This is a genomic window from Streptococcus mitis, assembly GCF_002096855.1.
In the GTDB taxonomy this organism is placed as follows: Bacteria; Bacillota; Bacilli; order Lactobacillales; family Streptococcaceae; genus Streptococcus; species Streptococcus mitis_Y.
On sequence record NZ_NCVH01000027.1, the window covers coordinates 1 to 16,817 of the forward strand.

Annotated in this window: 13 protein-coding genes; 5 read left to right on the plus strand and 8 right to left on the minus strand. The window is 41.3% G+C overall.

The window, feature by feature from the left end; translation table 11 throughout:
- The 6 genes from B7698_RS02105 to B7698_RS02130 all read right to left on the minus strand — a co-directional run.
- Positions 1-4,796, minus strand: a 4,796-nt coding sequence (locus B7698_RS02105; RefSeq protein WP_142358046.1) for an isopeptide-forming domain-containing fimbrial protein, incomplete at its 3' end; no start/stop codon positions are given.
- Positions 4,797-4,852: 56 nt separating this feature from the next.
- The gene (locus B7698_RS02110; protein WP_084864494.1) at positions 4,853-5,440 is read right to left on the minus strand and encodes a TlpA family protein disulfide reductase; all 588 of its coding nucleotides are present in this window, start codon (positions 5,438-5,440) and stop codon (positions 4,853-4,855) included.
- Positions 5,441-5,824: 384 nt separating this feature from the next.
- Complete coding sequence (glnA, locus tag B7698_RS02115; protein ID WP_084864495.1) at positions 5,825-7,171, minus strand: type I glutamate--ammonia ligase; 1,347 nt, start codon at positions 7,169-7,171, stop codon at positions 5,825-5,827.
- Between the two features lie 35 nt (positions 7,172-7,206).
- Positions 7,207-7,563: a transcriptional repressor GlnR gene (glnR, locus tag B7698_RS02120; RefSeq protein WP_000659541.1), complete on the minus strand. Its 357-nt coding sequence runs from the start codon at positions 7,561-7,563 to the stop codon at positions 7,207-7,209.
- A gap of 79 nt (positions 7,564-7,642) precedes the next feature.
- Positions 7,643-8,167: an FUSC family protein gene (locus B7698_RS02125; RefSeq protein ID WP_084864496.1), complete on the minus strand. Its 525-nt coding sequence runs from the start codon at positions 8,165-8,167 to the stop codon at positions 7,643-7,645.
- A gap of 137 nt (positions 8,168-8,304) precedes the next feature.
- Positions 8,305-9,504, minus strand: a complete 1,200-nt coding sequence (locus B7698_RS02130; RefSeq protein ID WP_084864497.1) for a phosphoglycerate kinase — start codon at positions 9,502-9,504, stop codon at positions 8,305-8,307.
- A 239-nt stretch (positions 9,505-9,743) separates the two neighbouring features.
- Here B7698_RS02130 and B7698_RS02135 point away from each other — a divergent pair, with 239 nt between their 5' ends.
- Entirely contained in the window at positions 9,744-11,375 is a 1,632-nt protein-coding gene (locus B7698_RS02135) for a Na/Pi cotransporter family protein (protein ID WP_084864498.1), read from the plus strand.
- 96 nt (positions 11,376-11,471) lie between these two features.
- Here the strand turns inward: B7698_RS02135 and B7698_RS02140 are convergent, their stop codons facing one another.
- Together B7698_RS02140 and pepA are read right to left on the minus strand one after the other, a co-directional pair.
- Positions 11,472-11,768: a bacteriocin immunity family protein gene (locus B7698_RS02140; RefSeq protein ID WP_084864499.1), complete on the minus strand. Its 297-nt coding sequence runs from the start codon at positions 11,766-11,768 to the stop codon at positions 11,472-11,474.
- Positions 11,769-11,787: 19 nt separating this feature from the next.
- Positions 11,788-12,852, minus strand: a complete 1,065-nt coding sequence (gene pepA / locus B7698_RS02145; protein ID WP_084864500.1) for a glutamyl aminopeptidase — start codon at positions 12,850-12,852, stop codon at positions 11,788-11,790.
- 236 nt (positions 12,853-13,088) lie between these two features.
- Between pepA and B7698_RS02150 the strand changes: the two genes are divergently transcribed.
- The 4 genes from B7698_RS02150 to B7698_RS02165 all read left to right on the plus strand — a co-directional run bounded on the left by B7698_RS02150 (position 13,089) and on the right by B7698_RS02165 (position 16,810).
- Complete coding sequence (locus B7698_RS02150) at positions 13,089-14,048, plus strand: ABC transporter permease (protein ID WP_192855091.1); 960 nt, start codon at positions 13,089-13,091, stop codon at positions 14,046-14,048.
- The gene (locus B7698_RS02155; RefSeq protein WP_084864502.1) at positions 14,038-14,994 is read left to right on the plus strand and encodes an iron chelate uptake ABC transporter family permease subunit; all 957 of its coding nucleotides are present in this window, start codon (positions 14,038-14,040) and stop codon (positions 14,992-14,994) included. Before B7698_RS02150 ends, B7698_RS02155 begins: the two co-directional genes overlap by 11 nt.
- Positions 14,991-15,743, plus strand: coding sequence for an iron ABC transporter ATP-binding protein (locus tag B7698_RS02160; protein ID WP_084864503.1), 753 nt, complete (start codon positions 14,991-14,993; stop codon positions 15,741-15,743). Before B7698_RS02155 ends, B7698_RS02160 begins: the two co-directional genes overlap by 4 nt.
- Positions 15,744-15,838: 95 nt before the next feature.
- Positions 15,839-16,810: a siderophore ABC transporter substrate-binding protein gene (locus B7698_RS02165; protein WP_084864504.1), complete on the plus strand. Its 972-nt coding sequence runs from the start codon at positions 15,839-15,841 to the stop codon at positions 16,808-16,810.
- Positions 16,811-16,817 lie beyond the last annotated feature (7 nt).

Genomic DNA, 16,817 nt, shown 5'->3' on the forward strand with positions numbered 1-16,817 from the left:
TCGCGTTTGTCAAGAGTTTCAGCTTCTTTGCCGTTCACATCTTTCTTGATTTCTGGCTCTTCTGGAGTCGGTGGAGTTACTGGAACTTCGTTCGAGTCCTTGTGATATTTCGGATTGTGATCGATGTCATAAGAAGCCTTATTCGGAATCTCTGTCTTACCATCTTTATTCACATAAGCTGATAAGTTGGCATTATCTCTAATCTTAGCCTTGAAATTCACTTCAATAGACTTACCGGCATCTGCTTTTACAGAAGCTTCTGTAAAGGCAACTTTGATCACTTGGCCAGAAATTGTTACTGTCGCCTTCGATCCTGCATCCTCACCATCGAGTTTAACAGTAGCTGAAGCATTCTCACCAACAAATTCTAGAACTTCTTTCAACTCGTCTGTCATCTCAAATACAGTTGCATTGGCAGGCATTGTTGTTTTCAAAGTATAAGTAAATTCTTCATTACGTTTTGCAAGATCGTAACGTTCTGCTCCGTTTACTTCCTTCTTAAGCTTTGGAGTTGTTGTTGGCGGTGGAGTGACAGTGACTGGTTTTGATTCTTTCTTAGAATCAGGATTATCATTAATGATGTAGCTAGCAGTATTTGGTACTACTGGCTTGTCTTTTGCTTCATTTGGATAAGCAGTCAAGAGAGCATCGAAAGTGATGCCATCTTTAATCTTGGCATTGAATGAAACTTGGACTGCTTTACCAGCATATTGTTTCACTTGATCTTTTCCAAATGTGACTGTCAAGGTTTGACCTTCTGTTTTCACAGTCAAATCTTGAACAGCTTGGCCGTCAACAGTGACAGTTGCTTCCCCTTCAAATGCCAATTCTTTGACGATATCATCTGAAATGGTGAAGGTATCTGCCACGTGTGGAACCGTTGAGTCAATCGTATACGTGAAGACTTCTGATAACTTACCAAGATCTGCATGTTCCTGACCATTCACCTTCTTAGTGATTGGCGGTGGAGTCACAGTAACCGGTTTGGTTTCTTTCTCACCTTGTTGGTCATTCTTGTTGGTATAAGTAATCTTAGCTTTGTTCTCAATAGATGGAACTTTTGAGTCTTTCTTCACTTTGGCATGAATCACGAGCTCTACTTCTTGGTTACCGTAGTCACCCGCATTCGCAAAATCTTTCATCGTTGCAGTCACGGTTTGACCTTGAACTGTTACATCGAAGAATTTCGCTGCCGCTCCCTTGATTTCAGCTTGACCTGGAGTCAAGTTCTCATCCAAGGTATCTGTTACAACGAAGGACTTGTACGTTGTAATATCATTTGGCAATTTCGCTTTGATATTATATGTGAAGTCCGTTTCTGCCCCGATTGTTGCCTCTGTCAGTGTTTCGTTGATTTTCTTATCAACACCTGGCTCTGATGGAGGGGTTACGGTGACAGGTTTCGTTTCTTTTTCTCCGCTATGATCGTTCTTATCTGTGAAGCTGAACTTCGCAGTATTTGGAATGTTGATACGAGTCACTCCATCATTGATCTTAGCCGGAATAATCAATTCCACTTCTTGACCAGCAAGGTCTGTAGCCTTCGCAAAGTCCTTCATCGTTGCAGTCACGGTTTGACCCTCAACTGTTACATCGAAGAAGGCTGCAGCTGCTCCTTTGATAACTGGTTTGCTTGAAGTTTCATTGATAACTGACAAATCTCCTTCAAGTGTATCTGTAATCACAAATTTCTTGTAATCTGTAATATCTGTTGGAAGTTTTGTCTTGATGTTGTAGTTGTATGCTTGACCTGTAGGAATATCTAAGTGATCAAGTGTTTCATTGATCTTCTTCGTTACAGGAGGTGGCGTTACGGTGACAGGTTTCGATTCAACTTCTTTCTCTACATTGTTTTCATTTGTAAATGAAATACTTGCTTTGTTATCGATAACTTTACCTGTAACACCATTTTTAACTTTTGCAGGAATTACCAATTCAACTGTAGTGTATTTAGCAAGGTCTGCAAATTTTCCATCTTTCACAGTTGCAGTAACAGTTTGACCGTTCTTTTCTACCGTGAAGAGGTCAGCAGCATCACCTTTAATAGAAGCTTCGCCATCGAATTCCAAGTCATTATCAAGGGTATCGCTGATTACAAACTTCTTATAAGAAGCAATGTCTGCAGGGATGTTTGTAGTGATGTTGTAAGTGTAAGGTTGCCCATCAAACGTTTGGAAGCTATCCAAGTTTTCATTGATTTTCTTATCAATCGTTGGTTCTTTTGGTTTTGGTGGGGTAACCGTTACTTCGTTAGATGTTTGTTTCACATCGTTCAAGATCACATCCGCTGTATTTGGTACTTTTACTTGACCATCTTTCTTGTATTTAGAAAGATCAGCACCTTTACGGATTTTCGCCTTAAAGGTTAATTCTACATATTGAATGTCTTTCACCTTACGGCGATTCACTTTACGAGTGATTTTTTCAAGATTAGTTTTGTCTAGTGTCAACGAAACGGTTTGACCTGAAACGGTTGTCGCACCTTTCAAATCAGCGTTATCTTTTCCACCGAGTTTTACATTCAAACTATCTGCTTGAACTTCTAACTCTGGAACAACTGTATCTGTCAGCGTAAAGTTGTCCGCAATACCTGGCCATGGAGCAGTCACCTTGTACTCAAAGAGTTCCTCTTCTGCTTTCAAATCTTCATGTTCTTTGTCATTAACCTTCTTCGTAATCTCTGTTACTACTGGTGGTTTAACATAGACTGGGTTTGAACGGCGGATTGTGCTTGGTTTGTCAGTTGTCTTAGCATGTTTACTTGGATCAGGATTATTATCCTCACCATTCCACATGATGTTCCCTTGGTTTAGGAGACCAAATCCATCATTTTCCTGAAGAAGAGCCATGAATTCCTTGCTTGCCTGATTATTTCGGTATTTCTCCTTCAAACGAACCTTGATGGTCATTTGAGCTTTCTTAAAGAGTAAGTAATCATAGCCATTCACACTTGGTACGTCCGCAACAACAACGTCTTGTTCATTTCCAAGTTCATCATTTTGTTTCACAACACGAGTCATGATGGTACCATTAGGACCAGAAGCATGGTGACCTACAACTTCCAAGCGATAGTCAAGCGGATCTGTCAGCATGACATTTTGCTTGAATTCATTTGGAACGTTGTTGAAGTTATAATCAAGAGTGTAAGTAAATTCTTCTGCCTTGTCTGACAATTGAGCTGAATAAGCTTTTTTCTTCGTCAAAGCAAGCGGATCCTCAATTTCACCCAAGTCATTACTTTTGTCTGCGTCGTCTATCTTCTTAGTTACACTTGGATAACAGTAGGCAAGTTCTTGAACTTCAACAGTTTCATTGCTTCCACCTATCTTCCCAGTTTCAAACTCACCAGCTTTAAAAGTACCCGTTAATTCAGGGACAGGGACCTTCTCTTTTTGAGGTACATAGTCTGCAGGTGGATCAACTTCATCTTCTTCTTCAATAGCAGCAACGTGTGCTTCCTTACTCAAATCATAGTCAAATTTGTTGTCACCTGGGTTAAAGACACTCTCTGGTACAGAGATAGTAACTTTATCTCCATTTTGTGTAATTTTCCCACGAATTTCTTTTGTCGAGTCTTTGACTTCCGAAACAATTTTCTTACCATTGATACGGATGGCATCAACTTTGTAACCCGGTGTAATATCAAACTCACCAGTGATATCTTCCTTAATCAAGGCTGCCATTACAGATTCTAGGATTCGATTTGAAAATCTGTTAATATCATTTTGTTCATTGACATAGAAAGATATATTTTTGCCATTCACTTCTTTGTCTGGTGAAGCCATCGATTGAAGAGCATCATGGAAAATTTCTTGAACTGAACGGTTGTCCCCAATATTAATCGTATTGCCAAAACCATTCAGATAAGCACGACCATATTGATAATATGGTTCAGTGAAGGTATTAACACGTTCCCAGAAACCTACAACCACAGAACCTTCTGAACCAACCGCTGCTTTCAGCTGATCACCAGCATCTCTCAACTCATTGGCACGACCAGTAATATCTTGAGCAGCTTCTGGATAGCTATTTACTCCCCAAGCACGTTGGATAGCCCACGTTCTTGTATAGCTCTTATCCATTACAACTGTGTTAGACCCTGGCAGACGGTAACCATTGGCTACCCCATCCGTTACCAGGAGGAAGACTGTCTTACGACCGTTTTCCATATTCCCTTTGACACGGTTGTACTGATCGATCGTATCTTGAATGGCTGGAACAGTTGGAGTTCCACCATCAACTGCAATATTATCAATGAATTTATGAACTTTATTTTGATCGCTTGTTAAGCCGCTATTCCCATAGGTATAGTGTTTACCAGTTATATTCGGATCGGTAAATGTACCTGTAGGATTGCCACTGAAATCGTTATTATTAAAGTAACGCACCTGATCCAGACCTTGGTAAGAAGCTACGAAAACGCGGTCAGTTGTCCGAGGGTCGTCAGTCTTAACGAGATAAGGATTTGTCTCATCATATTGTTCCGGACGAACATATGTTGTCAAACGTTTAAGAGCACGTTTGACACTTGGAATCGTTTCTCGGAATGACCCACTTGCATCCTGCAGAATAACAAGATCGATTGGTTGTCTTGGAACCGACCAAGCAATTTTCTCTGTTTTTTCAATTTTACGGTAACAACCATTTTGTGTTATTTTTGTATTCGATCCAACTTGTGTTGTTTCAATACCTTCTGCTGAAGCCGTTCTTCCGAATAACATACTTGCAAATCCTAACGGAATAGATATGAACAAAATCATGAACAAAATGGAGACCTTTTTGATGAAATCTTTCATGTTATTTTCTGAAATCTTATTGCGATTTCTTCCTCCTTTTTTCTATAGCAGATATATTAATCTAGTAGTTCTTGCAACTCTTTCGAGAAGTTTTCAGCAGTGGTATGATTTACTAATACATTCTTTACCTGTTGCTGTTTTGTTACAAGATACATACTTGGTATAGTTTGAACCTGTAAAAGATCGGCCGCGGACTGATCTTCGTCATAATAATACGGGAAGGTATATCCTTTTTCTTTGATATACTGATCCGCACTTTCCTTTGTTTCTTTACCTGGTTCGTTCAAATTCAATAGAACAAAATGAATTTGGTCTCCATACTTCTCATACATCTGCTGAACAATAGGTAGTTGTTTCTGACAATGCGGACACCAACTAGCCCATTCCACAACTAACATGGGTTTATCATACAGCTCTGAACTAGCAATCAATATACCTTTTTGAGTGGTCATTTTAAATTCTGGAAGTTGTTGACCTTTTAAACTCAAAGCTGTATTGTTCTCATCACTCGAAGTTGATTGCTGAACCGATGAATCGCCTATGTTTCCATCCTTAGTGGGTCTGGTGTAATAAAGTAAACCCACCACTAAACCTATGATGACCACCACCGCTAAAAATGGTAGCCACCACTTGTCTTTTTGCATAACGTCTCCTTTCTTATAATAGTAAAATACCATGAATGTTCTTTATTCATTTAATATATCAATATACCCTAAAAAATCGTTTTATTACATTCATGCTAGATGACATTATACCACTTATCACAGCATTTTTCAAGCAATATTTTTTCAAATATTCAACTTTCTAAAAGAATTCAAAAAGCCGATAAATTCATATATTACAGGGACATCCCAAAAAACAAGTTGGTGTCACTTCTGAAATTTGTCAGAATATTCCCATTTCCGATGCATAATTGTAAGCAAGCTAAGAAATGCGAATTGCCTATACTAAAATTTGCATCAAAATACTTTTATAACATTGCAAAAAATAAAAAAAGATTGCCCATTCGAACAACCTCTTTTCTGCTATTAATACAAATCAAGATAATTATCAACTTCCCATTGTGAAACGAAGGTTGCATAACTTGCCCATTCGATTCGTTTGGCTTCAAGGAAACTAGTATAGATATGTTCTCCAAGAGCCGCTCTGACAACTTCATCTTCAGTCAGAGCTTTCAAAGCGTTGTGAAGGGTTGATGGAAGGTCTGTAATGCCAGCTTCCTTGCGCTCTTCTGCTGTCATGATGTAGATATTTTCTTCGATAGGAGCTGGTGCTTCTATTTTGTTTTCAATACCATGCAAACCAACCTCCAAAAGAACAGCCATAGCGATGTATGGGTTTGCCATCGGATCCACTGAACGCAACTCAAGACGAGTTCCCATACCACGTGAAGCAGGTACACGCACAAGTGGCGAACGGTTACGACCAGCCCAAGCAATATAAACAGGAGCTTCATAACCCGGAACCAAACGTTTGTATGAGTTAACCGTTGGATTCATGATAGCAGTATAGTTGTAGGCATGCTTAATCAAACCACCGAGGAAATGGTAGGCCGTTTCTGACAACTGCATTCCTTTTGGATCATTTGGATCAAAGAAGGCATTGTTTCCTTCTGCATCAAACAAGGACATATTACAGTGCATACCTGATCCGGCAATACCAAATTTTGGTTTTGCCATAAAGGTTGCGTACAAACCATGTTTACGAGCAATCGTTTTAACAACGAGTTTAAAGATTTGAATCTTGTCACAGGCACGGAGGACTTCATCATACTTGAAGTCAATTTCATGTTGTCCAACCGCAACCTCGTGGTGACTCGCTTCTACTTCAAATCCCATTTTGGTCAAGACATTCACAATCTCACGACGTGTGTTGTCCGCAAGGTCAGTAGGCGCCAAATCAAAGTAGCCACCCTTATCATTTACTTCAAGTGTTGGGTCTCCATTTTCATCAAGTTTAAATAGGAAGAATTCTGGCTCTGGTCCAAGGTTGAACGATTTGAATCCTACTTCCTCCATGTGACGAAGAGCACGTTTCAAATTGCCACGAGGGTCACCTGCAAATGGTTCACCTTCTGTTGTATAGACATCACAGATCAAACCTGCAACACTTCCATTTTCATCTCCCCACGGGAAGACTGTCCATGTATCCAAGTCTGGGTACAAGTACATATCTGACTCATTGATACGTACAAAACCTTCAATAGAAGATCCATCAAACATAGCCTTATTTGACAAGACCTTATCTAACTGTTCATCTGTAGCAGGAATTTCGACGTTTTTCATGGTTCCTAAAATATCTGAGAACATGAGACGGATAAAGGTAACATTTTTTTCCTTGACTTCACGACGAATATCTGCAGCTGTGATTGGCATGAGTTTTCTCCTTAATTATGACTACTTGCGGTTGCCTAACCGCGACCAAAAGGTGACTGCGCTGAAGCAAAGCGTCCCTGTTGGAGGAGCTCATTATGAAGCGCACGACGCACCTCCGTTGGGCTTACTGCTTTCTTGGATTTCGCCTCACGCTCAGCGTATTTCTTCTTAATGGCAGCGATATTGAAACCTTCAGAGATATAATCTTTGATCTCAAGCAAACGATCCATGTCATTCAAGGAATACATGCGACGGTTCCCTTCGTTTCGATCAGGCTTTATCAACTCTTGATCTTCATAATAACGAATCTGACGCGCCGATAGATCGGTCAACTTCATCACACTACCGATAGGAAAAACAGCCATATTTCGACGAAATTCTTTTTCCTTCATTTACAATTTCCTTCTTTCTGTCTATTATAGTCTAAAAAAATCCATACGTCAATTAATAATGTCACAAAATGTAACATTATTATCTTTTTTTCTCTAAAAGATTTCTGAAACGGTCAATATCATAATTTACAAGGATTGCGACAAAAACTCCCATAAATGTTTCAAATACGCGCGCAAACACGTACAAAAATGTTTCTCCACTTGGTATTGATAGGGTAATGATCAACATAGCCGCTACACCACCAATAACTCCTGTCTTGTTGTTCATGGCTACATTTGTCATAATGGTTAACATGGTGCAGATTGGAACAACTACCAAGGTCACCCAAAAGGCTTCGTGGAAAAAGGTATTTAATAAGAAGAAGACCAGGGCGTATAGGCCACCGATACTATTTCCTAGAATACGCGAAGTCCCAAAATGAACACTCTTATCAAAACTCTCCCTCAGGCTAAAAACGGCTGTCAAAGCACCGATTTGCAGGCCTTTCCAACCAAAAAATCCAAAAATCAAGAGAACTAGAAAAACAGCAATACCTGTTTTAAAGGTTCGCATACCAAGTCTGAACTGGGATTTATCGAATTTATATTTTTTAAAATAACTCATAATCTCAACTTTCTATTTCCATTTTATCATAAATCAGTTGATTTTATGAGCCAAAATCGATAGGAAACGTTTTTAATTCAAACAACAAGAAAAAGAGGAAACAAAGTTCCTCTTTTCATCGTTTCATTTAGGAAAGCTTATTTTTCTGTAAGTGCAGCCAATCCTGGCAATACTTTACCTTCAAGGAGTTCCATTGAAGCTCCACCACCAGTAGAGATCCATGAGAACTTGTCTGCACGTCCAAGGTTGATCGCTGCGGCAGCTGAGTCACCACCACCGATGATTGATTTAACGCCTGGTTGTTTCACGATAGCGTCCATCACACCGATTGTACCAGCTTGGAAGTCTGGGTTTTCAAAGACACCCATAGGTCCGTTCCATACAACTGTTTTGGCACCAGTCAAAGCTTCGTCAAATTTAGCGATAGATTTTGGACCGATATCAAGGCCAAGGAATCCTTCAGAAACTGCTTCACCTTCAGTGTCACGCACTTCAGTGTAGCCAGCAAATGCGTTAGCTTCTTTTGAGTCAACTGGCAAGATCAATTTACCGTTTGCTTTTTCAAGAAGAGCTTTCGCAACATCCAATTTGTCTTCTTCTACAAGTGAGTTACCGATTTCGATACCTTGTGCTTTGTAGAATGTGTAAGTCATACCACCACCGATAAGGACTTTATCAGCTTTTTCAAGCAAGTTTTCGATAACACCGATCTTGTCTGAAACTTTTGAACCACCAAGGATAGCCACGAATGGACGTTCTGGAGCTTCAACGGCTTCTTGGATGTAGGCAATTTCGTTTTCAAGAAGGAAACCAGCAACTGCTTTTTCAACGTTTGCTGAGATACCAACGTTAGATGCGTGTGCGCGGTGAGCTGTACCGAATGCATCGTTTACAAAGATACCATCTCCAAGTGATGCCCAGTATTTACCAAGTTCAGAATCGTTTTTAGATTCTTTTTTGCCGTCAACATCTTCGTAACGAGTGTTTTCAACCAAGAGAACTTGTCCATCTTCAAGAGCGTTAACAGCGGCTTCCAATTCAGCACCACGTGTAACACCTGGGATAAATTTAACTTCTTGTCCCAATTTAGCAGCCAAGTCAGCAGCTACAGGAGCAAGTGACTTACCTTCTTTATCTGCTTCTTCTTTTACACGTCCAAGGTGAGAGAAGAGGATTGCACGTCCACCTTGTTCAAGGATGTACTTGATAGTTGGAAGAGCTGCAGTGATACGGTTGTCGTTAGTGATTACGCCATCTTTTACAGGTACGTTGAAGTCAACACGAACGAGGACTTTTTTACCTTTCAAGTCAACGTCTTTAACAGTAAGTTTTGCCATGTTACAAAAACCCCTTTATTTATTTTATTCGAAACTATTATATCACACTTTGGAAATATAAGGAAAGATTTCACAAGATTTTTCGATATTTAATCTTTGTGACATCCTAGAGTATATTATTTTTGCTTTTTCTAACGAATTTTCTTTCTAAAATCTCAGCTAAACACTTGTGAGATTTACTTTTATCCTTTAAAATAGAATAGGAGAAATTCCGTTATTATTTTCCGGAGGAAAAAGAAATGTCCATTAATTGGCAGGAAATTTTATTTCACTTTTTAGGAGGTCTAGGACTGTTTTTATACAGTATCAAGACCATGGGAGACGGTTTGCAACAAGCTGCTGGAGATCGCCTTCGTTTTTACATTGACAAGTACACTAGCAATCCCTTTTTAGGTGTTCTAGTCGGGATTGTCGTGACCGCCCTGATTCAGTCAAGTACAGGGGTTACAGTTATCACGGTTGGGCTGGTCAGCGCTAGTCTTCTCACTCTTAGACAGGCTATCGGAATTATCATGGGAGCTAACATCGGAACTACCGTTACTTCCTTTATCATCGGTTTCAAACTAGGTGAGTATGCTTTACCCTTGATTTTCCTTGGAACCATGTTCCTCTTCTTTACAAAAAACAGAACAGCAAACAATATCGGGCGCATCCTGTTTGGTGTCGGGGGAATCTTCTACGCCCTTAACCTCATCAGTGCCGGTATGAGCCCACTTAAAGATTTACCACAATTCAAGGAGTATATGGTCACCTTGGGACAAAACCCCATTTTAGGAGTGGTGGCCGGTGCAGTGATTACCGTCCTCATCCAGGCTTCCTCGGCTACAATCGGGATTTTGCAAGGCCTCTATGCAGGTGGGTTCCTTGACCTTAAAGGTTCACTACCAGTTCTCTTCGGAGATAATATCGGGACAACCCTAACCGTTATCATTGCGGCAGCTGGAGCCAATGTTTCTGCGAAACGTGTTGCAGCAACCCACGTTACCTTTAACGTTCTAGGGACCATTCTTTGCTTAATTTTATTAGGCCCCTTCACTGCTATGATCGAGTACTTCCAGGCACTCCTTCACCTCTCACCTGAGATGACGATCGCCTTCTCTCACGGTGCCTTTAACGTCAGTAACACCATTGTACAATTTCCATTCATCGGAGCCTTGGCCTACTTTGTAACCAAGCTCATCCCTGGTGAAGACGAGGTTGTCAAGTACGAGCCCCTCTATCTCGACGAGCAACTTATCCAGCAATCTCCTTCCATCGCTTTAGGAAATGCCAAAAAAGAACTCCTTCACTTGGGAAATTATGCTTCTAAAGCCTTTGACCTTTCATACAACTACATCATTGACCTCAATGAAAAGGTTGCTGAAAAAGGCCACAAGACGGAAGAAGCCATCAATACCATTGATGAAAAATTGACTCGTTACCTTATTACTCTTTCAAGTGAAGCCCTTAGCCAGAAAGAAAGTGAAGTGCTGACCAACATCCTTGATTCATCCCGTGATTTGGAACGGATTGGGGATCACGCTGAAGCCCTAATCAATCTGACTGACTACCTTCAACGTAAAAATGTTGAGTTTTCTGAAGCTGCTTTGCAGGAATTGGCTGATATCTATCAAAAAACCACTGGCTTTATCAAGGATGCCCTTGATAGCGTGGAAAACAATGATATTGAAAAAGCTCAAAGTCTGATTGAACGCCATAAAGAAATCAACAATATGGAGCGTGTTCTCAGAAAGACCCACATCAAACGCCTCAACAAGGGTGAGTGTTCAACACAAGCTGGGGTCAACTTTATCGACATCATTTCCCACTATACTCGTGTATCTGACCACGCTATGAATCTAGCTGAAAAAGTCATCGCTGAACAAATCTAAAAACCAAGAAGCTATCCTAAATGGGATGGCTTTTTCTTCTCCTAATCAAGAATTACTCTTCTACCATATAGAAAAATGCTTTGATTCACAATGGAATCAAAGCATTTTAAAGAGCTCCCCGTACATAAGCGCAGAAGCCGCAGTTCCTCTGTACTTTGCTTCTTCTCTTTTGATAAAGCGAGCCAAGTTGAGCAACTCAGGTGCCGGATGTTTGGGATTTAGGAGCAATTCACGATTGACCAGGCCTGAGAGACGAACTGCCAGCAATTGCTCATTTGTAGCAGGTAGTTTTTTAGCAGTCTCTAGGAGAGCAGCAACTAAATCTTCACTCAAATCATGTCGAGCATGATTGTAAAGATCTTTTACAAGGCTTTCTAGGTTTGGTTCTACCATCCCTACCACCTCCTTAAGTTTAATAATTTTTAATCAAGTCAACTGTTGAACGATCCAATTTTTTCACCAAGGCTTGCAAGAAAGCTTGAGCTTCTAAGAAGTCATCCATAGCGTAGAGGGTTTGATGAGAATGGATATAACGAGCGCAAACACCGATTGTTGTAGATGGGACACCACCATTTTTCAAATGAGCTGCGCCAGCGTCTGTTCCGCCTTTACCACAGTAGTATTGGTACTTGATACCAGCTTCTTCAGCCGTTGTCAAAAGGAAATCCTTCATTCCTGGGAGAAGCAAGTGACCTGGATCGTAGAAACGAATCAAGGTTCCATCTCCAATCTTGCCTTGGCCACCATACACATCACCAGCAGGTGAGCAATCAACTGCTAGGAATACTTCTGGGTCAAACTTGGTTGTAGATGTATGAGCACCGCGGAGACCAACTTCTTCTTGGACGTTAGAGCCAAGATAGAGTTCATTTCCCAGTTTTTGACCTGACAGAGCTTCCGCCAACTCGCTCACCATAAGAACACCGTAGCGATTGTCCCAAGCTTTTGAGATGATATTTTTTTCATTGGCTGTCAAGATTGCAGAACTATCTGGTACGATGGTGTCGCCAGGACGAATGCCAAAGCTTTCTGCCTCAGTCTTGTCCGCAAAACCACCATCAAAGACGATATCTGCAATGGCTGGCATGGTTGGTCCGCCCTTACCACGAGTCAAATGTGGCGGAACAGAACCTGAAATCACAGGAATTTCACGACCGTCACGAGTAAAGAGTTTAAAGCGCTGGCTACTAACCACCATAGGATTCCAACCGCCAATCTCAACGACACGGAAGGTACCGTCTGGCTTAATCTCGCTGACCATAAAACCAACTTCATCCATGTGAGAAGCGACCAAGACGCGCGGTGCATCTGCAGCCTCTGAATGCTTAATTCCGAAAATACCACCCAAGCCATCTGTCACCACTTCATCCACGTGCGGGGTCAACTTTTCACGAAGATAAGCACGGACAGGTGCTTCATGACCTGAGATCGCAGCAAGTTCTGTTACTTCTTTGATTTTTGAAAATAATGTTGTCATTTCAGTTCCTTCTTTCTTTCATCCATTTTACCACTTTTTATAGGAGAAGGATAGCGGGAAGGTAGATTGGGTTTTGCAAGTTTATCCTATAAAAGAGGGATTTAGCACTTGTTTCAGGAATTTTTCTTTCTTTTTACATTAAATTGTCAGAAAATTTATTGACAGATTAAAGAAATCGTGTTACAGTAATATCCACAGATATCTTTCGGTACCAAATCTACATGAAAGGATGGGGTATGAAACTTTCTCATTATTTAATTGGCTTACTTCTACTCCTAATTTTTCTCTCTATTAGCATTGGGACCAGTGATTTTTCATGGGGAAAGCTCTTTGCACTGGATCATGAAACTTGGCTTCTCTTTCAAGAGTCCCGTCTTCCAAGGACCATTAGCATTCTTCTGACTGCCTCTAGTATGAGTATGGCAGGACTTCTCATGCAGACTATCACTCAAAATCAGTTTGCTGCTCCGAGTACAGTTGGAACCACTGAAGCCGCCAAACTGGGAATGGTATTGAGCCTCTTTGTCTTTCCGTCGGCTAGTCTAACCCAAAAGATGCTCTTTGCTTTTGTTTCATCCATCGTATTCACCCTCTTCTTCCTAGCCTTTATGACCATTTTTACTGTAAAGGAAAGGTGGATGTTGCCTCTGATTGGGATCATCTATAGCGGGATTATCGGTTCTGTGACAGAAGTTATCGCCTACCGTTTCAATCTAGTTCAGAGTATGACTGCCTGGACCCAGGGCTCCTTCTCCATGATTCAGACCCATCAGTATGAATGGCTCTTTTTAGGCCTCATTATCCTGATAGCCGTTTGGAAATTATCCCAAACTTTTACCATCATGAATCTAGGAAAAGAAACTAGCGAAAGTTTGGGGATTTCCTACTCCCTACTTGAAAAACTGGCCCTCTTTCTGGTGGCGCTAACAACTAGTGTCACCATGATTACCGTGGGTGGCTTGCCATTTCTCGGGGTCATCGTTCCCAATCTTGTTCGCAAGCGTTATGGAGATAATCTAAGTCAGACCAAACTCATGGTCGCACTGGTTGGTGTCAATCTAGTTCTGGCCTGCGATATCCTATCCCGAGTTCTGATTCGGCCCTATGAGTTGTCTGTCAGTCTCTTGCTAGGAATCATCGGTAGCCTCGTCTTTATCCTACTTCTCTGGATAGGGGGACGAAAAGATGCAGTTTAAAAGCAAACATACCAAACTCTTCTGCCTTCTCATTATTCTTGCCGTCGGAGCTTGTCTTCTCTACTTTTGGCCCATTACTCACCTGTCAGTCTTTGCTTGGAAATTGCGTTCCCAAAAGATAGTTGTTTATCTCTTGGTAGCCATCGCGACTGGGATTTCGACCATTAGTTTTCAAACCCTGACGGAAAATCGTTTCCTGACGCCAAGTATTTTGGGAATCGAATCCTTCTACGTCCTACTACAAACCCTACTACTGGTTTTTGAAAGCAAGTTTCTTCAACTCGGGAAGTCTCCTATCTTAGAAATCCTAGTTTTGCTTCTACTTCAATCCCTCTTCTTTCTTGCCTTACAAGGCTACTTGAAGACACTGATGAAACAAGACCTGGTCTTCATCCTGCTAATCTGTCTAGCCCTCGGAAGTCTCTTTCGAAATATCAGTACCTTCCTTCAGGTCCTGATGGATCCAAACGAATACGATAAACTGCAGAACAGTCTCTTTGCCTCCTTTCAACATCTCAACACTTCCATCCTAGCTATCGGCTCTATGATTATCCTTGCTTTGACCATCTTTTTCATTCGGAAAGCAGTCATTCTGGATGTCTTGCACCTACAAAGAGAAACGGCTCAGATATTGGGACTCGATGTTGAAAAAGAACAGAAAGAACTCCTCTGGGGCATCGTGCTTTTGACCTCAACGGCCACTGCCTTGGTAGGACCTATGGCCTTCTTCGGCTTTATGCTGGCTAACCTCACCTACCTGATTGTCAAAGACTATCGGCACAAGTTACTCTTTATCGTAGCCATTCTGGTTGGATTTATTAGCTTGACCTTGGGGCAGGCCCTGATTGAACGAGTATTTGCTCTGGAAATTCGCATCAGTACGATCATCGAGAGCGTAGGTGGTCTCTTATTCTTTATCTTACTATACAGGAGGGCGCGTCAGTGAAACTGGAAAACATTGACAAATCCATTCAAAAACAGGATATTTTGCAAGACATTTCACTTGAAATCAGTCCTCAGAAACTGACAGCCTTTATCGGTCCAAATGGTGCTGGAAAATCAACTCTCCTCTCCATCATGAGCAGACTGACCAAGAAGGATCAGGGAATACTCAGTATCAAAGGCCGTGAAATCGAAAGCTGGAATTCACAAGAACTGGCTCAAGAACTGACTATCCTAAAGCAGAAAATCAATTACCAAGCCAAATTGACGGTTGAAGAACTGGTCAGTTTTGGACGTTTTCCCTACAGCCGAGGTCGACTGAGAGCAGAAGACTGGGAAAAAATCCGAGAAACTCTGGACTATTTAGAACTGACCAACTTAAAAGACCGCTACATAGATAGCCTGTCTGGAGGCCAACTCCAGCGGGTCTTTATCGCTATGGTATTGGCCCAGGATACGGACTTTATCTTGCTGGACGAACCACTCAACAATCTCGACATCAAGCAAAGCGTCAGTATGATGCAGATTCTCAAGCGACTGGTGTCAGAGCTCGGCAAGACCATTATCATCGTTCTCCACGATATCAACATGGCCAGTCAGTATGCGGATGAAATTGTTGCCTTCAAGGACGGTCAAGTCTTTAGCAAGGGAACAACCAATCAAATCATGCAGGCTGACCTGCTCAGTCAACTTTATGAGATTCCCATCACGCTAGCTGATATCAATGGCAAAAAGATCTGTATCTATAGCTAGTAACATAGAAGCTCAAGTTAGAGAACCTTCAGTCTCTTAGTCAATAAGACCAAGAGACTCCCTAAATCGTTATCACATTTTAAAAAGGAGAAATCATGAAAACATCCCTTAAACTTTACCTCACTGCCCTAGTGGCCAGCTTCTTGCTCCTACTTGGTGCATGTAGTACAAATACAAACTCAAGCACTAGTAAGTCGGAAACAAGCAGCTCTGCTCCAACAGAAGTGACTATTAAAAGCTCACTGGACGAAGTCAAACTTTCAAAAGTTCCTGAAAAAATTGTTACCTTTGACCTCGGTGCTGCGGATACTATTCGCGCTTTAGGTTTTGAAAAGAATATCGTGGGAATGCCTACAAAAACAGTACCAACCTATCTCAAAGACCTAGCTGGAAAAGTTAAAAATGTTGGTTCTATGGTTGAGCCAGACCTAGAAGCCCTTGCTGCTCTTGAACCAGATTTGATTATCGCTTCACCACGTACCCAAAAATTCGTAGATAAATTCAAAGAAATTGCTCCGACTGTTCTCTTCCAAGCAAGCAAGGACGACTACTGGACTTCTACCAAGGCTAATATCGAATCCTTAGCAAGCGCCTTTGGTGAAACTGGTACACAGAAAGCCAAGGAAGAATTGACCAAGCTAGACAAGAGCATCCAAGAAGTCGCTACTAAAAATGAAAGCTCTGACAAAAAAGCCCTTGCCATCCTCCTCAACGAAGGGAAAATGGCAGCCTTTGGTGCCCAATCTCGTTTCTCTTTCTTGTATCAAACCTTGAAATTCAAGCCAACTGATACTCAATTTGAAGATTCTCGCCACGGACAAGAAGTCAGCTTTGAAAGTGTCAAAGAAATCAATCCTGACATCCTCTTTGTCATCAACCGTACCCTTGCCATCGGTGGGGACAACTCTAGCAACGACGGTGTCCTAGAAAATGTCCTCATCGCTGAAACTCCTGCTGCTAAAAATGGCAAGATTATCCAACTAACACCAGACCTCTGGTATCTAAGTGGAGGCGGTCTTGAATCAACCAAACTCATGATTGAAGACGCACAAAAAGCCTTGAAATAAGCTACTT